We start from the raw sequence: 22692 nt of genomic DNA, 5'->3' as shown, positions 1-22692 counted from the left end.
GCCTTGACGCTTAACCATTAACCTTTCATAGTATTCAATTCTTCCTGTAGAATTTTCTGATAAATTTTAGGTAAAAGAGGACTCACAGAATTAGTTTCAATACCATATCCTAAACTTGTCCAAGTGGGAGATAGTCGCCGCAAAACATCATTTAATTTTCCCTGACGTAGTAACCGGGAAATATTCACTCCCCAAAATTGAGAATCACTCAACCAACTATGCACAACTGTATCTTGATATTCTGGTTCAAAACTGTAATTAACCCAAAACATCATTCGCATTGGTTTTGGATGATATTTGGGTGCGATCGCATACCAAGTTGTGTTGATAATTTGGTATCTCCCGGCTGCTGTTGAACAATTACCTTTGTTGGGACTGACAATAATTGTCACACATTTTTGTGGATGGCGAGTGAGATCATTAACATGTTCTCCACCATACAAAAGCGAGTAGGGACGATTACCACTAGCTTCACTGGCTGAGATAGTTCGCATTAAGGCGCGGATATAGGGATCACCACCTTTCATGACTAAAGGTGGTTGTCTTTTACTGAATACAGGATCAGGACGCGATCGCAAATCACCAATAATATACCACTGGAATAAATACACAAATACTAGTAAAGCAGCCAGTGGCCCAATGAATTTTTCAACGCCTTTAAATTGCAAGCCTTTCAGAGTTCGACTCCTTCACAAATTGGTCATTGGTCACTGGTCATTGACCTTACAAATGACAAATAACGATGAAATTTTGTTTCAAACCACACCTGCAAATAACTCGCCAAAGCTTTTCGACGCAGCTTCTGGTTTTGCAACAATCTCTACTATTTTATTTCCTGCTGCTGGCTCAAATAAGGCTTCTACGCAAACTTGAGCAACTTTTTGTCGAGGAATGCTACCGTCAAACAAAGTATCCGCATTTTGCATAATGATGGAATCGGTGTTATCTTCATTCTTGAGACCACCTGGTCTGACAATTGTGTAAGTCAAACCACTTTTTTGCAGATATTCCTCAGCTTGTTTCTTCCAAACCAAAATTAGCCAGAACAAGTTTAGAGGATGGAAAAATTTCGATGCAGCCAAAGAGGAAACTATGACAAAATGTTCTATTCCCTTAGCTTTGGCAGCATCGACTAAATTTTTATTTCCTTCGTAATCTACTTTATAGGGGCCTGTAGGATCAAAGCTAGGTTTTGCCCCTGTGGCAGATAAAATAACTGTACTATCTCCCAAAGCAGTAACTAGACTTTGTGGATCTAGCACATCACCTTCTACTAACTCTACTTCTTCACTAGGCAAAATACTCCTTGCTTTCTCGACATCGCGCACCAAAGCGCGAACCGGAATATTTCGCGCCGTCAGTTCTTGTACGATGCGACGACCTGTTTCTCCTGTTGCTCCTGCGACAAAAGCTTTCATAAAACCTCGCGGTATGTGGGAAACTCAGTGGCTTAAGCCCTGAGAGGGAAACGACACGGGCAATTTTAATTGCCTTAATCTTTAATCCATTACACGGGAGTTACTCAATCCCGTGTAGTATTGCAATCTACGCATCTGCGGGCAATTACGAACTGAAATCTTTCACTCTGTACGCATAACGAGGCAAATCGAAGAAATAGAGCCGGGCTTAAAACCCCCTGATTTGGGCGCCCTCTCAAATTCGGGGTCTGAAAACCCCGAATTTGGAGGGAACCCATTAGTGGGCGGTTCGAGATATCCCGAACCAAGCCCGGCTCTATTACACACGCGCCAAATGCGATAACGGTTTTGCTCCAAGGAGCCTTCCCTTACGGGAGTAATGTTAGCCTCGACAATGTTATTGGTCGGTACTATCTGAAAGACACTGACTTAACCCAATAAATCTGTTTAATCCTTCAGTTCTAGAGCAAGGAACTAGCTACGCATCCCCTGGTAGGTCTTTAACTCTTGCCAATAACGTAGTACACAAGGTACTTAGTCTGGTCAACTATTGTCTTAAGTCTTAGGCTAGAAGCTCAGTGTCTTTAGACCTGGGTCGTTGACCTTATACGTTATCCTGGAAAACTAGTATGTCTTCTTTCTGTCTCTATTGTAGAGATTCGATGAAATTTATGATTTATTTTTAAGTTTTCGGTCAAAATATATATCCAGTACGAAATCTTGCACTTGGTTCGGGAAATATTAATTGAGACAAATAAAAAAATATACAAAAATCTTATGCTTTCAAGAAACAAAGAATATCAGTCTATAGAATCATTTGAGTCCTTGGAATCAACAGAAGTTGTTTTGTCTGTGGCATCATCGATCGCAGAAAATGAAGTCGTACATATCGAGAAATCTGTAGACACAACTACGATGTTTTGCGGTCGTTATCAAGACAAGATGGAAATGTATGCTTCTGCTGACACAGTTGCTGAATATTTAGATAATCATGCTAGTTGGTTTTCCCGTTGTGCCGAACCGATGAAAGTAGAATCACTGGGGGAAAATGGTTATACTTTAGTGATTGGTCGCTTTGGATCTTTTGGTTATGAAGTGGAACCAAAAGTTGGTTTAGAACTGCTTCTTCCTGAAGATCGCGTTTACCGTATCCGTACAGTTCCGATTCCCGGTTATCAAGCTCCTGGTTATGAAGTAGACTATAATTCTTCGCTACAGCTAATAGAAATTCAAGAGTCTTCAATTTCCACTATTTCCAGTCAGATAACAACAGTTGAGTGGGAATTGGATTTAAAAGTCTACATCAACTTTCCTAAGTGTATTCAGCGACTACCCAAATCTTTAGTTCGATCTACAGGCGATCGCGTACTTCATCAAATTATCCGCCAAGTTTCCCGTCGCTTAACTCGCAAAGTTCAAGAAGATTTCCATCAGTCTTTAGGTATAGAATTACCAGCAAATGTCAAGAAAAATAAATAAATTGAGAGTCAGCCAAAATTATTGTAGAGACGTGAAATTATCCTGTGGGATCTTGCTACGCGTCTCTACTTTTTTTAGCAGATCTTTAATAACTAAGCATTAGTCAGAATTTTTTGCACAATTTGCATACCTGTGATGGCTTGCCAAGTAAATAAACCCAAAAGGGTAAAGTTCAGCAAAATATGAGTGACACGGGCCCAATTTGCCCCTTTTTGCATATAGGGAGATAAAGCCGCAGAGAAGGCAATTGTACCAGTCATGCCCAACCCTGCTAGTAGATGTGGTCCCACGAACAACTTACCATTATTAATGTAGGTGACAGCCATCCCACCAATAGAGCCTGCCACCATCAAAGCCAGTAATATAGAACCGATTTGGTAGTGTCTGACGTTGTATCTGCCTTTAATCAATTCTTTCTTTTGTTCACCTTGGGAATTTCTGGTACGCTGTACTTGCAGCCCTAAATAGGCAGCATATACAGATACCAGTAATAACGCCCACATCATAATTGGGTGGAAGAACTGCGCCCAGTATTTTAGTGATGGTGATAATTCCATATTCGTTACCTTTGCCCCTATTCTTAAATCTTCATAAAAATTAGCATAACCTTAATTAGGGAATCGGGGATTGGGGATTGGGGATCGCGAAGAGACTTGTTAAATAATTCTCCCTACACTCCCCACACTCCCCACACTCCAATGACCATTGACTCTTGACCCTTGACGATGGACTATTGACTAATGACCAATGACTAATGACCAATGACCAATGATGCTTTGCTGCTAAAGGCTGTAAAAACTGGTGATATTAAGCAAGTGCAGGCGCTACTCGCTACGGGTGCAACACCTGATGTTAGCGATCGCGAAGGTACAACGGCGTTGATGTTTGCTGCTAATTTTGGCTATACGGAAATTGCGCGATCGCTAATTGATGCTGGAGCTAATCTCAATTTACGCAGAAAACGCTACGGTTTAACAGCTTTGATGTTGGCTGCGAATGCCAAAAGTATTGACATTGTGGAACTTTTAGTATCCAGAGGTGCAGATGTCAATGTTACTAATGAAGATGGTAGTACGGCTTTGATGGCAGCAGCACTAAAAGGGTATGCGGAAGTGGTACAAGTCTTACTGGCTGCGGGTGCAGATGTCAATATCAAAGATCACGATGATGATACTGCTTTGAAAGTCGCACTCAAGCAAGGACATGTTGCTGTTGTGCAAGCAATTGTATCAGTCAGTGCAGATATTAATGCCCAGGATGAAGAAGGTGAAACCCCGTTGATGCTAGCGGCAGATTTGGGACATTTGCCAATTGTACAAGCATTGTTGGCGGCGGGAGCAGATGCGAAACTGCAAAATCGCGATCGCATCACAGCACTATCAGCAGCAGTAGCAGCTGGACATAGTGCGATCGCAGCCTGTTTACTGGATGCAGGCGCTGATGTAAATTTTTCAGATCAAGATGGTGAAACTGCTTTGCATTTGGCGGTTGTAGAAGGTTATACCGATGTAGTGGAAGTATTACTCAGCCGGGGTGCAAATGTCCAAATCAGAAATAACCTAGGTGATACACCGTTGCTTGTCGCAGCATTACAGGGACACAGTCAAATAGTCGAAATGCTACTACGGTATGGGGCTGATGCAAATGTGAGAAACTTTGGTGAACTACCTCTAACGTTAGCTGTCACCCAAGGACACAGTGAAATAGTACGGTTATTGTTAGAGTTTGGTGCTAATGCCAATATCCCAGCAGATGACGGTAAAACACCTTTAATCAAAGCCGCAGAACGCGATCGCACCAGCATTATCCAGCAGCTACTAACCAAAGGTGTAGATGTCAATTTTCAAGACTCAGCCGGGGCGACAGCTTTAATGTGGGCAACTTCACGGGGTTATACAGAAGCTGTGCAACTATTATTACAAGCGGGTGCAGACGTAAATTTAAAAAATCAAGGCGGCTATACAGCTTTGATGCTAGCAGAGTTTAATGCTTATCAAGATATAGCACACCTGTTGCGGGTAGCCGGGGCGATGGATTAAATAAGGGACAAGAGAGACAAAGGAGACAAGGGGGACAAGGGGGACAAATCCCCAATCCCTCTTTTCAAAACAGAATACTGAAAAAAAAGTAAAAATTGAGACTATCTTTTGGTTGCATGTAAAAATTACACCAAAAGATAGTTGCTTTGTATGCATAAGTTAGTTCTGCTTACACCCATTAAATATAGCGCTTCTCGGTTGTGTCCAATACGTACCCCACCCCTTAATCCCCTCCCCGCAAGCGGGGAGGGGAGGTTTTGCGTCAGCAAAGCCGGGGTGGGGTTCCGACTGTATTGCAATCGAGTAAGAAGTGCTATAGATTCCTACACATATAAAACTATGAGCGAAAATAATTCTCCAATAGAAAACAATGATCGCTTGCCGTTGCGATCGCCAGAAGAAGTAGATTTAAATTATTTCAATGCTTTTAGAGGCCCAGATGATCAAGGAGGCTTACCACTTAAGGATATGAAGCGGTTATTCTACAAGATGGTAATTGTAGATGATGAGAGTTTGGTGAATACGGAAACTATTAAAGTTCCAGGATTTATTGGTATTTCCGATCAACCGCAAGTGTCAGATGCTCAAGGTAACACACTCTCTGGCTACGAAGATGTTCTCAAGTTTATAGATAAATACGGACTTTTAGTTTGTACTTTTCAATACAATAAAGACAGGTATGGTAAGGCTATTGATTTGCGCTGGCCTCCCAATGATCAAGAACAGTATGATTTGATGGAGATTTTCATCAAAAATGAGGGACACCACTCTGGCGCGATGGTACCAGCCCAGAACTTTGCAGGGGAGAGAGCATTCGCTAGCTTCAACGAACCTGATATGTATCACAATGGGATGTATGGTAACGATGGCTTTGTGGCTGTTGCTCAAGGTTTAGTGTTTCCTGAGTTTGTCACTCCAGAACAATCTCGTGGTTACACTGACAGTATCATCTGTTGGATGGCATTAATTAATCCATTTGTGCAATTTGCGGCTAATGATTTTAATGGTGGTGATCCTACCCGTGTTTGCGATCGCTCCACACTCAAAGAATTTTTGCAAAATTGCGCCCTTGCTAGCCTTGGTGATCCAAAAGCACTAGAATTTCTTAACCGTCCAGAAAATACAGCCTATTGTGCGGAGTTTATCTATATCAGTCTGAATACACCTGTTTATCCTTTTAACAAACAAGGTTTGACTTTGTTATTGGATGGCGATGAAGCAAAAGCATTAGAGATACTTAAACTTCAAGAACATCAAAATAATAGACGGGAAAACATTCTCAGTTTCAAAAGTGGTAATCCGCAATTTAAAGCTTTTAATATTCAAATGCCATTAGTACCAACAGATTTACCACCTTTAGATGTACTAATCTCTAAGCATGGGCAAAATATTGATCCCAATACCATCCCCTTTCCACCTTTTAAATTATCTCAAGTACTGCGTCGTGCTTTCCGTACATTGCTTCCCCGCAGCAATGCCAAGAACAATCCGAAAATAGTGCAAGCACAAGTTAAACTGTTTGGATATATAGAGCCTTTAATTATGAGGCAATTAGGTATTGGTGTTTATAATCCTCAACCAGTACCTGCACCCGTACCACCAATATTAGTACCTGCACCAGTACCCCCAAATCCCCCCACTTCTACCAAGAAATCTGCAAATACTCCTAACACTTCTCCTCAACCGACTCCTCAACCCGAACCTCAACCCGAACCTCAACCCCAGGATGATCCCAGAATACCTGTCGTTCGCGAATTTATAGAATTTGTGCAAGCAAAATTACAACAGCAGTACGACAGTGATGCAGAGTTTGATAGTACTTTCGATGCAATTATGGAAAAAGCAGATAGCTTAGTTGTTAATAGCGACTTAAAGTACTTTGTACCGCCGCGTATTTACATAGATTTAGGACAAAATGATGGTGATGATAATTTACCAAAAGGTTGGGGTTTTGGGCTGGAAACTGTAGGTGCATTGATTTATCGGGGAGTAATTAAAGGTACTCCCCAACCTGCTATGGAAACTCCTCAGCAGTTTTCACAAGAAGCAGCGCAGGATTCTCAACCTAGTACCAGACAACAACCAAACAAGTTAAAAGTTTGAGAACAATTGAGGAGTCTTAGCGCCAACAATTGAGTGAGAGCATCCCAAATATTTCAAATCCCCGCAGACTGGAAGTCTGGGGCTATACAGACAAAGCCTGCTTACGCAGGCTAGAATTGTCCGCGCAGGCGGACTTCGTTTTGTGTAGCCGCCCAGGGCGAACATCGCTCTTGTTTTTTCAAAAATTGGGATGCTCCTGATCACAACCGTATTCAGCTAAAACCATGAACTAGATTGCTGTAAAAACTCCTTTTCGTCTGCGGTTGAGGTTCTTCCTAAAATTACATTTCGGTGAGGAAAACGCCCAAAACGTTCAATCACTTCCATATGACGAATTGCATACTCAATAAAAATAGCGCTATCAGGATCATCACTAAGTTGTTGAAATAATTTTACTGCTTGACGCTGATGCTCTATGTTTTCACTGTGTTCAAAAGGTAAATAAATAAACAAACGTTGTACAGGTAGCATTTTTTTGTCGTAGCCTTGAGCAACAGCATGATGAGCTGTTGAAAGTGCTTCCCAGTCAGTAGCAAAAGCTTCTGGAGTATCACGAAACATGTTACGAGGGAACTGATCTAGCAGCAAAATGAGGGCTAGACAAGATTCGGGAAATTCCATCCAGTCGTCTAAGTAACCTTGTGCTGCTTTTTGATAATCTTTAACAAACCTAGTTCGCAATTCTTCATCAACTTCTGGTTTCTTACTGAACCAAAAATCTTGTGATTTACCGTAACTGGGTTGATCGGATTTGCCAAACCAAAAGTCTAATATTTCTTGTGCCTGTGCCATTGATATTACTGAGAATTACAAATAACTTGTCGCATTTTACGCATATTTGCAGGCAATTCAAAATTCATTGCTTGTTGAATAAAAATAGACGGGATGGGGATGTTAGGAGTAGCTTTGACAGTATAGGTTAGCAAAGTCCCATTGGCATAATCTTGTAAGTATAATTCAGCGCTAAAGTCGTTAAAAGTACCTTTCTCTAGACGAAATTGCACTCTCTGTCCCAATTCTTCTATGACGCTTAAATAAATTTCCACATGGGCTGTGAAAAATAAGAAAGCTTTTTGTGCCGCTTGATACAGACGCTTGACCTCATCTCGTTTTTGCAAAACCTCACTTTTAGTTATATCGGGAAAATAGTGTACCCAACGAGGATAATCTGTGATTTGTGAAAAGACTTGCGATCGCACTAACGGTAAATACATCCAAGCAGTGACACAACCACCCCATGACGTATGTGATCCCATTTGTGTAAAAATTTCACCCTGTATGATCTTCTGTTGCTTGTCTTGACTCCAAGTCATTGGTAAACCTGTGATAAATGAGTCTGAAATATAAGATGCAGACATAATGCTTCACTCACTCCTCAATTAAGTCAATCTTTTTTGGAAAAAGGTTAAAGGTGAGCTAGTACTAGCTTACAGTTTCCTTTTTTCCTTAACTCGACTTTTACACAAATTCTGGTTTAAAGTTGTAATCACCTCGATTGATTGAGTATATTCGACCAATTCTAGTTCCAAATTAATATATATAGTTTCCGGAAATAGTTTTTATCCCGGCTATTATGCCAAATTTTTATCAATCTTAAGTGATTTTAATCACGGAAAATTTTAAGCAAAAATACTTAAAATAATCAAAGCCTGCCATACATTTGCCAAAAGTGTTGCTTATTCATGGATAAAATAATTCAGTTGTTGAGTTAATAGTCAGTGATATGAGTCAATCATCTTCTAAATTAAATCGCAGATTAACCCAGCTTGTGGGTGTCATTCTTGGTATTACAATTGCCATTTGGGTATTAAGGGGATTTGGTATACTAACTTTTATCCCTGGAGGAATTATTTTACTCTTGTTCATGGTAGCGATCGCAATAGGTGTTCTCAATCACTTACAAAAAACTTGGTGGCGTTTCTAAACCACGTCAATTAAGAACCAATTATGAGTAGCAGCAATTCACCACAAATAAGCAAGGGAAACATTCTCGTAGTTGATGACTGCTGGGAACATTTACAAACTTTATCTGCTACTTTGTCTCAATATGGCTATACTGTCCGGAGTTTAATTACAGCTTCAATGGTATTAGAAGTCGCAAAATTGGCTTTACCGGATCTGATTTTGCTTGATATAAAAATGCCAGATATCGATGGATATGAAGTTTGCCAACAACTGAAAGCAGATACGATAACTTGTCATATTCCGGTAATTTTTATTAGTGTCTACAATGATATTTTTGACAAGGTTAAAGCTTTTAAAATTGGCGCTGTCGATTACATTACTAAACCCTTTCAAATAGAAGAAGTTTTAGTACGTGTAGAAAATCAAATTACTATCCAGAAACTCCAACAGCAACTTAAACAACAAAATGAACAGTTGCTGTTGGAAATGCAAGAATGTCAACGCATTGAAGCAGACCGACAATTGCGTGAACAATATCTCACAGCACTTTTAGAAGTGCAACATCGGTTGTTGTCGTTTGATAACAGCGACAAATGCTATCAGGATATTATGCCAATTCTTGGAACTGCTTCTAAAGCAAGTCGCGTCTACGTATTTGAAAATCATCATGCAGATGATGGTAACTTGCTCATGAGTCAACGGGCTGAGTGGTGTAGTGAGGGTATCAATCCCGAAATTGATAGCCCTATTCTACAAAACTTACCGTATCAAGAATATTTTCCTCGTTGGGCTGCTTTACTGGCAAATGGCAAAATTATTTCTGGTATCGTCGCAGAATTACCCGCATCAGAACGGGCGATTTTAGAACCACAAGGTATACTTTCAATTTTAATTTTGCCAATTATTACTAAAGGAGAATTTTTAGGTTTTATCGGTTTTGATAACTGTGTAGAATCACATCTTTGGGAAACTTCAGAAGTAGCTTTTTTACAAGCAGCCGCAGGAGCAATTTCTATAGCCTACGAAGGTTATCAATCAGATTTAGAATTACAAAAACAATTAGAACGTAGTAATCTTCTGAGAAAAATCACAGATGAAATTCGTTCGGAATTAGACCAAAAAATTATTATCAAAACTGCTATTAAACAAATAGGTGAGGCTTTTGGTGTCAGTCGTACACTCATTCATACTTACCTAGACTTGCCGACTCCTCAAATTCCCATATTAGAAGAATTTTTGGCTCCTGAGTGTACTTCCTTCAGCCATTGCAATATACCTGTAAATGGTAATCTTCATACTCAACAATTATTGGCTCAAGATCGAGCTATTGCAGCTAATAATGTTTATACCCATCCACTGTTAGAAAATGCTCAAGAAATATGTCGGGAATATAATATTAAGTCCACACTCGCAGTCCGCACTTCTTACAACGGGCAAGCAAATGGTATGGTTTGTTTACATCAGTGCGATCGCTATCGCAACTGGAGTCTAGAAGAAATTGAACTCCTAGAGTCAATTGCTGCTCAATTGGGAATTGCGATCGCCCAAGCTAAACTACTAGAACAAGAAAAACAAGCCCGGATAGAATTAGAGCAAGAAATTCGCGATCGCCTCAACGCCCAAACAGCTTTACGACATTCCCAAGCCAAGTTAGCTTCAGCCTTTCGCTCATCTCCTGATCCCATAGCTCTGACCACTTTTCCAGAAGTCCGCTACATTGAAGTTAACGATAGCTTTTGTAGATTTTTTGGCTATTCTCATTCTCAGATAATTGGTTGTAACTACCGAGAATTAAATATCTGGGCGAATCAAGAAGAATGCGCCATGCTTACCCAAGTTCTGCGCCATACAAAAGCAGTTCGCAATCATGAAATTGAGTTCCGTACTGCTAGCGGAGAACTCAAAACAACACTGTTTAGTGCTGAACTAATTGAAATCGACGGACAACAATATTTACTTGGTACAGCTCATGATATTACAGAGCGCAAGCAAGCTGAAAATGAAAGCCGTTTGCTGTTGCTGACAACCCAAGCTATCAGCCGCGCTGTAGATGTAGACAATGCTTTAGCCCTTGTGCTGCGGTTAATTTGTACAACTATCAATTGGAATTTTGGTGAAGCTTGGATACCGACTGAAAATAATACAGCTTTGGAATATAGATTAGGTTGGTATGGACGCCACAATCACTTAGACGAATTTTGCCAGTACAGCCAGGTGATCAGACTTGAAAAAGGGATGAGATTACTGAGGCGAGTTTGGCGCAAGCAAAAGCCAGAATGGATAGAAGATATTTCTCAAGTGACAGAATCAGCTGTTGTCGGATTTTTGCCACAAGGAGACGCTACAACTTGTGAAGATACTTCTTCGGTCTCTACGCGATCGCAAATCGGATTAAAAGCTGGTTTTGCTGTTCCAATTTTAGCTGATAATCAAGTCGTGGCTGTGTTGGTCTTTTTTAAAAGCAGCTCCCATGCTTTGGATCGCCGTTTGTTGTATTTAGTCGGTGCTGTCGCAGCTCAATTAGGGGCGCTCATTCAACGTAAACAAGTAGAAGCAGCCCATCGTCAAAGTGAAGAACGTCTACAACTAGCACTAAAAGGGAGCGATTTAGGATTATGGGATTGGAATATCAAAGCTCGTAAAGTCTACCGTGACTGGCGATGGAAGAAAATGCTGGGATACGAACCACACGAAATTACAGATGATTCCTGTGCTTTTGCTCAACTCCTCCATCCAGAAGACGTAGAGCCAATTAAATTAGAACTAAATGCCTATTTGCGGGGTGAGAGTCCCGCTTATGAAGTAGAATTTCGCCTGCGTGCTAAATCCGGTGAGTGGAAATGGATACAGTCTCGCGCTCAGGTATTTGAGCATGACGAATCGGGAGAACCGCTACGGATGACGGGTACGCACAAAGACATCACCGAACGTAAAAACCTAGAAAGAGAATTAGCTTTACGGGAAGCTCGGCTCAATGCTTTTTTCTCCTGTGTTCCTGTAGGCATGAATATATTAGATGATCAACTGCGATATGTGCAGATCAACGAACAGCTAGCAAATATTAATGGCCATCCCCAAAGCGAGCATATAGGCAAAACTCTTTGGGATATGGTACCGGAAGTTGCTCCTTTTGTAGTACCACTTTGTGAACAAGTTCTGCAAACTGCCAAACCCATTCTCAACATAGAAGTGAGCGCGCCATTACCTTCCGAGTCCGACATTATACGGCATTTTTTGACTTCTTACTTCCCCATTTTTGGAGAAGACATTCACCCTTGCGGTGTGGGTACAGTTGTAGTAGAAATCACAGATCGTAAACACACTGAATTAGCTTTGCAAGAGAGTCAACGTCGTTACCAAACTTTAGCAGAAGCCTCACCTGTAGGCATTTTTCACACTGATCATCAGGGTAAGTTCCTCTATGTGAATCAGCGTTTTAGCGATATCACCGGGCTTGCTGCCAAAGCTGATTTGGACAAGTATTGGTATGGAATTATACATATTAATGACCGCGATCGCGTCTTTGCCCAATGGCAAGCAACGATATCAGCAAAAAAGTCTTTTTATTCAGAATATCGCTTTGTACATTCGAGTGGTAGAGTGATTTGGGTCATAGGCCAAGCTTTGCCAGAATTTGGAGATGATGGTGAATTTAAAGGCTATATTGGCACAGTTACAGATATTACTGAACTTAAACTTGCTGAAGATGCTTTGCGTGAAAGTGCAGACAGAGAAAAAGCCATCACTCAAGTGATTCAGAGAATGCGCCAGACATTGGATTTGGCAACAATTTTTACTGCTACTACACAAGAATTGCGACAAGTACTGAACTGCGATCGCGTCGTAGTGTATCGCTTCAACTCTGATTGGAGTGGGGAATTTGTCGCCGAATCAGTCGGGAGTGGCTGGGTATCGCTGATCGAACAACACCAAGATGAACCCAATCTCACAGAAACCACTCTCCAAAACGAACGCTGTACAATCAAAATCATCAGTAGTGGAGATAACCAAGTACTTGATACTTATCTTCAACAAACCCAAGGTGGTATATACACCAGAGGTGGAAGTTTCCTATGTGTACCAGATATTTATACGGCTGGTTTTGATCCTTGTTACATCAATCTCTTAGAACGCTTTCAAGTCAGGGCTTACATAACAGTTCCGATCTTTTGTGGTAATCAACTCTGGGGACTACTAGCTAGTTATCAAAATTCTAGTTCCCGACACTGGAAAAAAGGAGAAATCAACATTGTTGTGCAGATTGGCAATCAATTGGGAGTTGCTTTGCAGCAAGCAGAATTACTAACACAGACTCAACAGCAATCAAGCGCACTCCAAAAAGCTGTGATCGCTGCTGATGCTGCAAACCTTGCCAAAAGTGAATTTCTTGCCAACATGAGTCATGAATTACGCACTCCACTGAATGCAATCCTTGGCTTTACTCAAATCATGACTCGTGACAGGACTCTCTCCAGTGAAAACAAACAGAACCTAGCAATTATCAATCGTGCTGGCGAACACCTGCTCAATTTAATCAACGATATTCTGGAAATGTCTAAAATCGAAGCCGGTAGAACCACATTAACTTTGTCTAGCTTCGATTTAATTTATCTATTGGACAATCTCCAAGAAATGTTGCACATTCGTGCTACAGCCAAAGGCTTAGAACTGGTATTTGAATATGCACCTGAAATTCCCAGATATGTCAGAACCGACTCTAGTAAACTGCGACAAGTTTTACTCAATATTTTGGGAAATGCCATTAAATTTACTGAGACTGGTAGTGTGAAGCTACGGGTTTACCTTGAAGATGAAGAGAAAGTAAAATCAGATTCTTCCCAACCACACAAACTGGCAACCCATAACCCTCGATCAACCGATCACAACACACTCTTTCTCTGCTTTGAAGTCATCGATACTGGGACTGGTATTTTAGTAGAAGAAATTGACTTACTTTTTCAAGCTTTTGGACAAACTGAAACAGGTAGAAAATCACAGCAGGGAACAGGGTTAGGTTTAGCAATTAGCCGCAAGTACGTACAGTTGATGGGAGGTGAGATCAACGTTAGTAGTGCTGTGGGGATAGGAAGCGTATTTTCCTTTTATATTCAGATTGCGATCGCTTGTGTTGATGAAATTCAAACCACTACTTCTGTTTCTCAGCAAGTGATTGGTTTAGCGCCAGGTGAACCTGAATACCGTATCTTGGTAGTTGATGACGCTCATGACAGTCGTTTGCTATTAGTAAAATTACTAGCATCTATTGGCTTTTCAGTCAAAGAAGCTACAAATGGTCAGGAAGCCATCTCTGTTTGGGAATCGTGGAAACCTAATCTCATTTTCATGGATATGCGAATGCCGATCATGGATGGTTACGAAGCCACTAGGGAGATTAAAGGGAGAGAAACAGACGCGGTGCGGGGACGCGCGGACATGGGAGACACGGGGAACATAAATGAAACAATCTCCACGTCCTCTTCACGTACCGTCATTATCGCCCTCACTGCTAATGCTTTTGAGGAACAACGACAGGCAATGATCTCAGCTGGATGTGATGATTTTATTAATAAACCCTTTCGCGAAGAACTATTACTAGAAAAACTCGCCCAATATCTGGGGGTAAAATATCTTTTTCATGAAGAGAATCAAGAAGAAATATCACAAAACCAAACAAATACAGAAACAATTTTAAATTCCCTTGATATGGTTGCTCTATTATCAGAAATGTCAAATGAGTGGTTGACACAGGTGCATTATGCCGCAGCACAATGCAGTGATGACTTGATTATAAAATTAGTTAAGCAAATTCCTTCTAGCAAATCTTTGCTGAGTAATTTCCTCACCGATTTAGCTGAAAATTTTCGGTTTGAGAAAATTATGGAATTAATTGACTTAGCTAATAGTTAATATAAAACCGGGAAATATATTTCCTCTTTGTGTCTTAGTGGTTAAAAAATAATTATTGAAACACCAAGACACTAAGACACCAAGAAAAGTACATTACACCTTACACCTTGAAAGAGCTAACCCTTATTTTTAGTAACTATGAGTAAATTCTTACCTGAAGTTGGACAAATTATGCGATATTTCCGTAGCTTGATAGTATTATGCTTATTATGCCTGGTTCTTACCTGGTCATTGCCAGCGCAAGCCGCTACCCGCGTTAACCCGCAACTCGAAGAACAAGTATTAGAAATTATCCGTAAATACCCAGAAGTGATTATCGAATCTGTTCAAGTTTATCAACAGCAAAAAGAACAGAAATTAAATAAAGTACGACAAGTATTTTTAGAGGATTTAAAAACCAATCCTCAAGCAGTAATTGCTGATTCTCCCACAATTGGCTCAAATGAATCAAAAACTATATTGGTAGAATTTTCTGATTTTCAATGTCCCTATTGTTCTGAAGCTCATCAAACTTTAAAAAAACTGATAGCAAAGCATCAAAAAGATGTCAATTTTGTTTACAAACACTATCCTTTAACTCCAATACATGCTCAAGCAATGCCAGCTGCAAAAGCAGCTTGGGCAGCACAACAACAAGGTAAGTTTTGGGAATATCAAGATGCTTTATTTACTAATCAAGATAAACTAGGTGAATCTTTATATGTAAATATTGCTAAAAAGCTGAATTTAGATTTAGCAATATTTAATCAAGATAGAGAAATTGCTAATACTGCAATTGAGCAAGATATACAATTAGCGAAGAAATTAGGGCTTTCTGGTACACCTTCTTTTATTATTAGCAGTGAAAAGGTTTCTGGTGCTGTACAGATATCTGACCTAGAAAATATTTTAGCGAACGCCAAGTAGTCGTCAGGAATTGATTACTAATGCATGGGATCATCTCAATTTTTTCAATGTACCGCTAAGAGTTTAAACCCCAAGATGCTTGGTGTTAACCCCACAACTATTTGTAGAGACGCGAAATAACCCTGCGGGTCTTGCTATGTGTCTCTACAAATTTATATGTATCGTGATTAGCGTGAAATGGTATCAAATAGGTTAAAAACTTTCTAGAATTAGTATTTGCCTTATGCAAAGTCAACTCTAATTTTTAGGTTTGATTTAAATTCCCCACCTGCATCAACAAACAATGTGATCTCACCGAAACCTCCTCGTCCGGGTTTAATTATTTCATAACGTCGGGTAACTGATCCTGAACGTGTTTCATAACTAGCTAAACTTGTACCCAAAATTTGTCCTGTCTTGGGATCAACATCGCCTAGCCAAGTTCCCCAGTCTTCAAACTGTTCGCGTACTGGAATTAGTGCGTTGTCAAGTTCCACAGCAGACAGACGCTGATCTTTTCCTAAAACTTGAATTGCTCTATCAATACCAGCAGTGGTAGCACCAGTAAATGCGATCGGGGTGACGTAATTTTCCACGATTTGTACTGTACCAAATCCTGAATTCGGACCTACGTCTTCTTGTTTTTGGCGTCCCCACAAAGGACTATTTACACCATCACGTCGCAGTCCAAAGGGTGTTTGTTTTTGTGTGTAAGCACGTTGAGTAAATTGGTTTTGAACAGATTTGACAGCAGAAACTATAGCTGGATCAGTATCAGCAGGTAATGTAGGACTGGGTTTCCGGGCTATCTCAGCATCGACAAAATTCCTAAAAATGCCGTCTGCTTTGCCATCTCGGCTCAAAACGTAATTAGTTGAATAGGAGTTGACTGGTTTGGGAAAGAAGATACCGGAACTAGCTGCAAAGGAAGCACCACTGAGGGTGACTGTTTTGATAAACCTACGCCTAGTAATTGCCACAATAATCTATTATTTACTATTTTTTTAAGTAGTAAGACAAAATTAATTACACAAATTTTGACCTGAAACCCTTATCCAGTCTAAAACCTCATGTGTAAATATTTCTGTTCGATTACTTATCTTGATATTTTGTCGTGAACTAAAGTTCACAACCAGAAGCTAAAGCCCATTTAAATGGGCTGAAATTTTTGCTTAGTAAGCTTTTGCTTACTTAAGCTATAAGCTAGGAAATTTATTTATTGGTAAACTGTAAGCCTAGCTGAGATGTATTTATAGAAGATTTAGAAGATTTGGGAGCTATATAATTAGAGTTAGAGTTTGGCAATAACTGCGCTTCAAAAAAGTATACGGTGCAATAGGGATTTGCTTTTTCACAAAGCAGTTCTATAGCGATATTTTCCGGTTTGGTAATCTTGCGATCCTCTAAGTCAAGTACAGTATTGATCAATTTCCCTGGACCAATATCCTTGTATGCATGTTGTAAATTACCTCCCTGGTAAATATTCACAGTCATGATCGACTGTTGTTTAGAATCATCATCTGATACTCCGATTTGCAATTTCAGTGTGCTGAATTTCTTAGGATCAGCTTTACATGTCAGCATGATGAATTTGTTCCTTGCTGTGTACATAGACATAGATGACGTATAAAGCTGACGGCTGACTGAAACATTAGTGGAATCAGTTTTAATTCTGCCACTCGATTTAGATGTGGTACATGTAGCTCCTTTATACAAAGAAGCTGAATTATCTGCCGATGTGCGTTGCGAAGATGCTGGTAATGTATTAGTGCCTAAATATAAAGCACTCAAAAATGTTCCTATTGTCAGCAACCGTAAGAATTTTGTTTTGCTCATGGTTTAGCAAGGAAAACAGCAAGAATATTTAACCTGATGGGTTTTAACCCTAATTAATGGGTTTTACACCAATTCAAAATTTATACAATATTTTTGCATCCAAGAATATTCTTTCCCAATAAATTGTTAAAAATCTCACTAGTATTACTTCTTGACAAGTACTCCGGAAAGTTTTTCTATTCCTGTGGATCTCAAAATATATTGACTCATCGCTACCAAGTTCTGAGGTTATTAATGCATCGGCTGCTATCTTGGATATTTACCTCTATCCCCATAATCACAGGCTGTTCTGCAAATCAAGTTTTTCAGCCAGATTTTTTACCTACACAAACTCCTGTTGCAACTTCTGATCCCCAAAAGCGGGGAGATTATCTTTCGCCATTAGAACAACAAGTAATTGTAGAAATGAACAAGGCAAGGACTGATCCTAAAGGTTATGTGACTGTACTCAAAAACTACAGAAGTCGCTTTGTGGGTAATCAAGTCCGAATTTCTCAAAATGTCTATTTACAAACTCAAGAAGGAGTCAAAGCTGTTGATGAAGCGATCGCCTATCTCCAGTCAGTTCGTCCTGTGGGTGCTTTGAGAGCATCTAAAGGTATGTCTCTAGCAGCTAGGGATCATGTTAAAGATCAAGGTGCCAAAGGTGCAACAGGTCATGATGGAAGTGATGCTAGCAATCCCTTCACACGTCTAAGTCGTTATGGAACTTGGAAAAGTACTGCTGGTGAGAACATTAGCTACGGTTCGCACACAGCCCAAGATATTGTCATGCAGCTAATTATTGATGATGGAGTCAGCGATCGCGGTCATCGCATAAATATTTTTAACCCAAATTTTAAAGTTGCAGGGGTGGCTTTTGGGATTCACTCCACATACAGGCAAATGTGCGTTATTAATTATGCTGGAGGGTATATAGAAAAATCTGTTTGACACTCTCTGGGCTAAAAGCCACAGAGATTCTTGGTTCCACGAGTCCACTTAAACTAGATGCCTTGCGTTATCTAACCCAGAGGTGGTTCTCTCCCCAAGCTTTGACTTTCCGTCTGCCCAACGGTAGTTGTATTTCTACAAAATTTGTTTTTACTTGCTTGCAGTTGAAGCAAAAAGCTGATCGTTTAGTTCCCTTAAAGATTTTACCTATTCCAGGGTGGAAACTAAAACTGCGGAATAGAACCCCATATCTTCAGTTGTCAAGGTACAGCGTCTGCTTGTTAGGCAGCAACCGGGTTTTTAATGTGGTTGATTACCCTACCACATTGATGAGATTACCACTTGCACCCTCAAGGGTGCAAGTGGTTTTCATCCCTTGCCTCAAGGCGAAGGGTTTTCAACCAACATTCTTATAAAAGCAAAGGCTAAGAATTATGGGCGATCGCTCTGTTTTTCAAAATTCCCCAGCCATACCTCTCAAGGTTTACATAGAAGGTAAAGGCTTCCCTATTCTCTGTTTACATGGTCATCCTGGTTCCGGTTCTAGTCTTTCTGTTTTTACCGATCACCTCTCTAACCGCTTCCAAACTATTGCCCCTGACCTCCGTGGCTATGGCAAAAGTCGGTTTAATAGCAATTTTGAAATGAGCGACCATTTAAATGACTTAGAGAGCCTTATAGACCGCTTGCAGATAGAAAAATGCTTGATATTGGGGTGGTCGCTAGGTGGCATTTTAGCGATGGAATTGGCACTCCGGTTATCTGAGCGCGTTACTGGATTAATTTTGGTAGCAACTGCTGCTAGGCCGAGGGGAAACCATCCACCGATCACTTGGCAGGATAATTTCTATACTGGAGTCACCTCTATTTTGAATTTAATCAAACCGGGCTGGCAGTGGAATATTGAGAAATTTGGTAAGCGATCGCTATTTCGCTACCTCATTCAACAACATACTGCTACTACCTACAAATACATAGCCAAGGATGCTGTTTCGGCTTATTTACAAACCTCAGCGTCTGCAACTCGCGCTCTTTACACGGCAATTAAAGCAGGTTACAACCGCCTTGCTGATCTTGAGCAAATACAGTGTCCTGCCTTAGTCTTGGCAGGTTCTCAAGATCGCCACATCACACCCGACTCTAGTATAGAAACAGCCCGACACTTACAAAATTGCCAATGGCAGTGTTACGCCAACACAGCTCACCTCTTCCCGTGGGAAATTCCCAATCAGGTATTGAGTGATATTGATTATTGGTTGGAGGCGAATCCAGAAATAGTCAATTATCATTAGAGATGCGATTAATCGCGTCTACAATAGTCAATGGTAAAAAGCTTTTGACTTTCGTTAATTGACGATTAACACTTGACCAGCCTTATTTATACTTGACCGCCAAAGGCAGGCTGTGCTTTGCGGTCAATCAATTCCCCCAGGTCTTCAGCAATTGTTAATACATCTGGTTTACAACGTTTTACATCTATAGCTATTCCTTGTGCGCCTTCTTGTTCCAAATCTTCTACATAACCTTTAACTGCTGCTTCTGCTTCTGTTGAGCTTAAAAACGGTCCAAAATAGTATGTACATTTAGGATTCTGTGTAACAATTTCTATCCACCAAGCCAATCCCAAAGTATCGAATGCATTAGCCAAAAATTCCCTAGATTGTTCCCAAATAGTTTTCATGGTTTGCGCCAGTTTTTTTAATGTTGTGTTGGGTCTTAAAAGTTTGTTCTAATTGTGTGCTTTACATTTCTTTATACTCTGTTACCACCGTTTTTCCAAGTGGTTTTTTGTAGTTTATCGAAATGTAGGGTATTTTTTTCCCAACGTTGGCGATAAATTTCATACAATGCCATCCCAGCTGCAACTGATGCATTGAGGCTAGGAGTCTTACCCTGTAAGGGAATTGACACTAAAACATCACAGCAACGTTGTGTCAACAAACTGAGACCTTCTCCTTCAGATCCAACTACTAAAACGATCGCACCATTAAAATCCACTGTTTGTATTGGTTCATTACCCTCACAAGCAGTCCCGTAAATCCAGAAGCCAGCTGTTTTCATTTCTTCCAAAGCACGGTGCAGATTCACTACTCTGGCAACTGGAAAATGTTCTAAAGCACCTGCTGCTACTTTCATGACTGTGGAAGTGATTCCAGATGCTCGTCTTTGCGGGATAATCAACCCTTGAGCACCGATCGCTTCTGCTGTCCGAATAATTGCCCCTAAGTTATGGGGATCGGTGATTCCATCAGCAGCAACTATGACTGGATTGGTTACAGTTTTGGCAGTTTCGAGCAACTCGTGGAATTCTATGTAGGTATAGGGAGCAATTTGTGCTGCTATACCTTGGTGATTTCTCCCATCAGTAATTTGGTCTAAGCGCTTGGGTTCTACCTCATCAATGATCGTGCCATTGTCTTTGGCTTGTAAAATCAAAGAGTGAAAGCGGTGATCGTAGCGCAGGCGGGAAGTAATCCAAATCCGGTTCAGCAAGCGTTGACTTTCCAATGCACTCAAGACTGGATAGCGACCGTAGATCAGATCGCTATCTTGTGCATTATCTAGTGCTTTATCTTGTGGTTGTTGTTTGGTGTTTGGTATATCCACTTTTTTAGTGGAAGTGCGAACAATATTAGGAACAACGCGCTTGCTTTTTAATTTTAGGGTTTGTCCCCGATTCCTTTCACTAGAAGTGATAATCTTTTTTGTGTTGTTTGCCATGAGATTGTTTGGGTTATGTGTAGGGGTGGGCATCCGAATACTAAAAAACTAAAAAACCGTAAAACTTTTTTGCTTGGATCTAGCGATGACGACCTTTTTCGGTGTCCACAAGCTATCGTAGTCAGTCTAAACTCATAACCTCACACCATAATTTACCGAACATAAATAATAAGCAATTCTACTTTTATGAGGTTGTTTTTCTCACTACTTTTCTAATTGCAGTTTTTGCAATAGTTCAGTTAAGCGTAAGTAATCAGTAAGATATAGATAGCCGATTAAAGTCTCTAAGCTAGTTGCTTGTTGATATATTTCCGGGTTTAGCCGTTTAGGACGTCCTGTGGCGGCATTCCGACCCCGTCGGACTATTTCTAATTCGCTGTGCCGCAGATGAGGAATAAGCGATCGCAAATGCAGCGCCTGCTTTTCTGCCCTGACCTGCGCCACTACTAAACGATGGTAACTTTCGCTTCGCTGCGGCGGCAGCAGATAATACATCCTAACATAAAGTTCATATACTGCATCCCCCAAATATGCTAAAGCAACAGGAGAAAGTTGTTGTAGTTGTGCCTGGTCAACGTGCTGTGGGAATAAATTTTCTATAGTTGCTCGCATCAATTCCCAACAAGATGAATCTAACACTCCAGATTCACCTTGTTCATTCAATAAGTTTTCCTCCTTTGATTTCACAAGCTTATTATTCCTTGAAGACTATAGATGAGAGATTAGGGATGGTGCATTTTTTCAAGCAGACTCAGTGTTCTCCCAATAGACCAGCTTTATTTAAGATTAGAATGAAGTTTGAGATTGTGAAGTACCTAATTTCCATTCTTCATAGTTTTTTTGGGATTGTTATTGGTCAAGGGTCAAAAGTCAAGGGCCAATGGTTATTGGTTTTTCCCATTACCAATTACCAATTACCCATTACCGACCTCAACGAATAATATAAGTGTTCAAGTGGACATGATATAACTTCTCACAAAAATTAAGCTATCCAGATTGAACATCGGATAGCTAATTTTTTCAGCACACTCAAGCTATCAAGAAGGGTTCTTGACGTTTTCTAAAGCTTCATCGACTGATTTTTGCAGCATCAGAAACTTTTCTAAACGGACAAGCTTGACTGTTTGAGTTACACGGGCATTAGTGACGATTTGCAAAGTACCTTCAGCATTTTGCGCCTGCTTGGCCAGTTGCACCAAAGCACCCAAGCCGGAACTATCAACAAAGTCGATTTGTGAGAGATCCAGAATAATGTGCTTGGGACCCTCGTCAATCTTGCTTCCTAATACTTTGCGAAACGTCGGTTCCGAAAACGCGTCTAACAAACCTGTGAGGCGGAATAGCTGACAGTTATCCCGGACTTCACGAGTACCTCTCAGGCTAACGGTTAGATTCAGTGGTTCAGCAATAATTCCCTCCTCATATTCATAATGAACGCTCAAGTATAGATGTTTTTGGTAGATGTT

At 40.4% G+C, this 22692-nt stretch carries 20 protein-coding genes; 9 read left to right on the top strand and 11 right to left on the bottom strand.

Annotated elements, in window-relative coordinates; all coding sequences use genetic code 11:
* Nucleotides 1-17: 17 nt before the first annotated feature.
* The gene (locus AC5JMK_RS17155) at nt 18-668 is read right to left on the bottom strand and encodes a glycoside hydrolase family 24 protein (protein ID WP_495910641.1); all 651 of its coding nucleotides are present in this window, start codon (nt 666-668) and stop codon (nt 18-20) included.
* A gap of 87 nt (nt 669-755) precedes the next feature.
* On the bottom strand, nt 756-1418 hold the full coding sequence (locus AC5JMK_RS17150) for an SDR family oxidoreductase (RefSeq protein ID WP_096676261.1): 663 nt from the start codon (nt 1416-1418) through the stop codon (nt 756-758).
* A gap of 777 nt (nt 1419-2195) precedes the next feature.
* Between AC5JMK_RS17150 and AC5JMK_RS17145 the strand changes: the two genes are divergently transcribed.
* Nucleotides 2196-2897, top strand: coding sequence for a DUF1997 domain-containing protein (locus tag AC5JMK_RS17145; protein WP_096676262.1), 702 nt, complete (start codon nt 2196-2198; stop codon nt 2895-2897).
* Nucleotides 2898-2989: 92 nt separating this feature from the next.
* Here the strand turns inward: AC5JMK_RS17145 and AC5JMK_RS17140 are convergent, their stop codons facing one another.
* Nucleotides 2990-3454, bottom strand: a complete 465-nt coding sequence (locus AC5JMK_RS17140; protein WP_096676263.1) for a DUF4079 domain-containing protein — start codon at nt 3452-3454, stop codon at nt 2990-2992.
* A gap of 204 nt (nt 3455-3658) precedes the next feature.
* Here AC5JMK_RS17140 and AC5JMK_RS17135 point away from each other — a divergent pair, with 204 nt between their 5' ends.
* Together AC5JMK_RS17135 and AC5JMK_RS17130 are read left to right on the top strand one after the other, a co-directional pair.
* Complete coding sequence (locus AC5JMK_RS17135) at nt 3659-4936, top strand: ankyrin repeat domain-containing protein (RefSeq protein WP_495910640.1); 1278 nt, start codon at nt 3659-3661, stop codon at nt 4934-4936.
* 339 nt (nt 4937-5275) lie between these two features.
* Nucleotides 5276-7039 (top strand): hypothetical protein, encoded by a 1764-nt coding sequence (locus AC5JMK_RS17130; RefSeq protein WP_096676265.1) that lies wholly within the window; start codon nt 5276-5278, stop codon nt 7037-7039.
* Nucleotides 7040-7255: 216 nt separating this feature from the next.
* Here the strand turns inward: AC5JMK_RS17130 and AC5JMK_RS17125 are convergent, their stop codons facing one another.
* Nucleotides 7256-7831: a DUF924 family protein gene (locus AC5JMK_RS17125; RefSeq protein WP_495910639.1), complete on the bottom strand. Its 576-nt coding sequence runs from the start codon at nt 7829-7831 to the stop codon at nt 7256-7258.
* A gap of 5 nt (nt 7832-7836) precedes the next feature.
* Nucleotides 7837-8397 carry an SRPBCC family protein gene (locus AC5JMK_RS17120; protein WP_096676267.1) on the bottom strand — a complete coding sequence of 187 codons (561 nt, stop codon included), beginning with the start codon at nt 8395-8397 and terminating at the stop codon, nt 7837-7839.
* Nucleotides 8398-8762: 365 nt separating this feature from the next.
* Between AC5JMK_RS17120 and AC5JMK_RS17115 the strand changes: the two genes are divergently transcribed.
* The 3 genes from AC5JMK_RS17115 to AC5JMK_RS17105 all read left to right on the top strand — a co-directional run bounded on the left by AC5JMK_RS17115 (nt 8763) and on the right by AC5JMK_RS17105 (nt 15757).
* The gene (locus tag AC5JMK_RS17115; protein WP_096676268.1) at nt 8763-8963 is read left to right on the top strand and encodes a hypothetical protein; all 201 of its coding nucleotides are present in this window, start codon (nt 8763-8765) and stop codon (nt 8961-8963) included.
* A 23-nt stretch (nt 8964-8986) separates the two neighbouring features.
* Entirely contained in the window at nt 8987-14851 is a 5865-nt protein-coding gene (locus AC5JMK_RS17110; RefSeq protein WP_495910638.1) for a PAS domain S-box protein, read from the top strand.
* Nucleotides 14852-14989: 138 nt separating this feature from the next.
* Complete coding sequence (locus AC5JMK_RS17105; protein ID WP_096676270.1) at nt 14990-15757, top strand: DsbA family protein; 768 nt, start codon at nt 14990-14992, stop codon at nt 15755-15757.
* Nucleotides 15758-15978: 221 nt separating this feature from the next.
* Here AC5JMK_RS17105 and AC5JMK_RS17100 read toward each other — a convergent pair whose 3' ends face one another.
* Complete coding sequence (locus tag AC5JMK_RS17100) at nt 15979-16716, bottom strand: twin-arginine translocation signal domain-containing protein (RefSeq protein ID WP_096676271.1); 738 nt, start codon at nt 16714-16716, stop codon at nt 15979-15981.
* A gap of 232 nt (nt 16717-16948) precedes the next feature.
* Nucleotides 16949-17572, bottom strand: a complete 624-nt coding sequence (locus AC5JMK_RS17095; protein WP_495910637.1) for a hypothetical protein — start codon at nt 17570-17572, stop codon at nt 16949-16951.
* A 234-nt stretch (nt 17573-17806) separates the two neighbouring features.
* On the opposite strand from AC5JMK_RS17095, the gene AC5JMK_RS17090 reads away from it, so the two are divergent.
* Genes AC5JMK_RS17090 through AC5JMK_RS17080 form a run of 3 tightly spaced genes read left to right on the top strand, consistent with a single transcriptional unit; the run spans nt 17807 to nt 19797 of the window.
* Nucleotides 17807-18505: a CAP domain-containing protein gene (locus tag AC5JMK_RS17090; RefSeq protein WP_495910650.1), complete on the top strand. Its 699-nt coding sequence runs from the start codon at nt 17807-17809 to the stop codon at nt 18503-18505.
* Nucleotides 18502-18921: a hypothetical protein gene (locus AC5JMK_RS17085; RefSeq protein ID WP_096676275.1), complete on the top strand. Its 420-nt coding sequence runs from the start codon at nt 18502-18504 to the stop codon at nt 18919-18921. Before AC5JMK_RS17090 ends, AC5JMK_RS17085 begins: the two co-directional genes overlap by 4 nt.
* Before the next feature lie 18 nt (nt 18922-18939).
* Nucleotides 18940-19797: an alpha/beta fold hydrolase gene (locus AC5JMK_RS17080; RefSeq protein WP_096676276.1), complete on the top strand. Its 858-nt coding sequence runs from the start codon at nt 18940-18942 to the stop codon at nt 19795-19797.
* Between the two features lie 86 nt (nt 19798-19883).
* Here AC5JMK_RS17080 and AC5JMK_RS17075 read toward each other — a convergent pair whose 3' ends face one another.
* The 4 genes from AC5JMK_RS17075 to AC5JMK_RS17060 all read right to left on the bottom strand — a co-directional run bounded on the left by AC5JMK_RS17075 (nt 19884) and on the right by AC5JMK_RS17060 (nt 22668).
* Nucleotides 19884-20186, bottom strand: a complete 303-nt coding sequence (locus tag AC5JMK_RS17075) for a DUF1816 domain-containing protein (RefSeq protein WP_096676277.1) — start codon at nt 20184-20186, stop codon at nt 19884-19886.
* A gap of 71 nt (nt 20187-20257) precedes the next feature.
* The gene (rlmB, locus tag AC5JMK_RS17070; protein WP_096679001.1) at nt 20258-21226 is read right to left on the bottom strand and encodes a 23S rRNA (guanosine(2251)-2'-O)-methyltransferase RlmB; all 969 of its coding nucleotides are present in this window, start codon (nt 21224-21226) and stop codon (nt 20258-20260) included.
* 204 nt (nt 21227-21430) lie between these two features.
* The gene (locus AC5JMK_RS17065) at nt 21431-21913 is read right to left on the bottom strand and encodes a Mini-ribonuclease 3 (protein ID WP_495910636.1); all 483 of its coding nucleotides are present in this window, start codon (nt 21911-21913) and stop codon (nt 21431-21433) included.
* A 350-nt stretch (nt 21914-22263) separates the two neighbouring features.
* A complete protein-coding gene (locus tag AC5JMK_RS17060; RefSeq protein ID WP_016858418.1) occupies nt 22264-22668 on the bottom strand; it encodes an STAS domain-containing protein in 405 nt (134 codons plus the stop codon).
* Nucleotides 22669-22692: the final 24 nt, after the last annotated feature.

The organism is Pelatocladus sp., assembly GCF_059505505.1.
This window is presented reverse-complemented; position numbering and strand designations above follow the sequence as displayed.

Bases quoted from the DNA above. Each gene is read 5' to 3' on its own strand.
- AC5JMK_RS17105 (WP_096676270.1), top strand. From the start codon at position 14,990: ATGAGTAAATTCTTACCTGAAGTTGGACAAATTATGCGATATTTCCGT.
- AC5JMK_RS17075 (WP_096676277.1), bottom strand. From the start codon at position 20,186: ATGAAAACTATTTGGGAACAATCTAGGGAATTTTTGGCTAATGCATTC.
- AC5JMK_RS17095 (WP_495910637.1), bottom strand. From the start codon at position 17,572: ATGAGCAAAACAAAATTCTTACGGTTGCTGACAATAGGAACATTTTTG.
- AC5JMK_RS17135 (WP_495910640.1), top strand. From the start codon at position 3,659: ATGACCAATGATGCTTTGCTGCTAAAGGCTGTAAAAACTGGTGATATT.
- AC5JMK_RS17125 (WP_495910639.1), bottom strand. From the start codon at position 7,831: ATGGCACAGGCACAAGAAATATTAGACTTTTGGTTTGGCAAATCCGAT.
- AC5JMK_RS17150 (WP_096676261.1), bottom strand. From the start codon at position 1,418: ATGAAAGCTTTTGTCGCAGGAGCAACAGGAGAAACAGGTCGTCGCATC.
- AC5JMK_RS17145 (WP_096676262.1), top strand. From the start codon at position 2,196: ATGCTTTCAAGAAACAAAGAATATCAGTCTATAGAATCATTTGAGTCC.
- AC5JMK_RS17090 (WP_495910650.1), top strand. From the start codon at position 17,807: ATGCATCGGCTGCTATCTTGGATATTTACCTCTATCCCCATAATCACA.
- rlmB (WP_096679001.1), bottom strand. From the start codon at position 21,226: ATGGCAAACAACACAAAAAAGATTATCACTTCTAGTGAAAGGAATCGG.
- AC5JMK_RS17140 (WP_096676263.1), bottom strand. From the start codon at position 3,454: ATGGAATTATCACCATCACTAAAATACTGGGCGCAGTTCTTCCACCCA.
- AC5JMK_RS17080 (WP_096676276.1), top strand. From the start codon at position 18,940: ATGGGCGATCGCTCTGTTTTTCAAAATTCCCCAGCCATACCTCTCAAG.
- AC5JMK_RS17115 (WP_096676268.1), top strand. From the start codon at position 8,763: ATGAGTCAATCATCTTCTAAATTAAATCGCAGATTAACCCAGCTTGTG.
- AC5JMK_RS17110 (WP_495910638.1), top strand. From the start codon at position 8,987: ATGAGTAGCAGCAATTCACCACAAATAAGCAAGGGAAACATTCTCGTA.
- AC5JMK_RS17120 (WP_096676267.1), bottom strand. From the start codon at position 8,397: ATGTCTGCATCTTATATTTCAGACTCATTTATCACAGGTTTACCAATG.
- AC5JMK_RS17130 (WP_096676265.1), top strand. From the start codon at position 5,276: ATGAGCGAAAATAATTCTCCAATAGAAAACAATGATCGCTTGCCGTTG.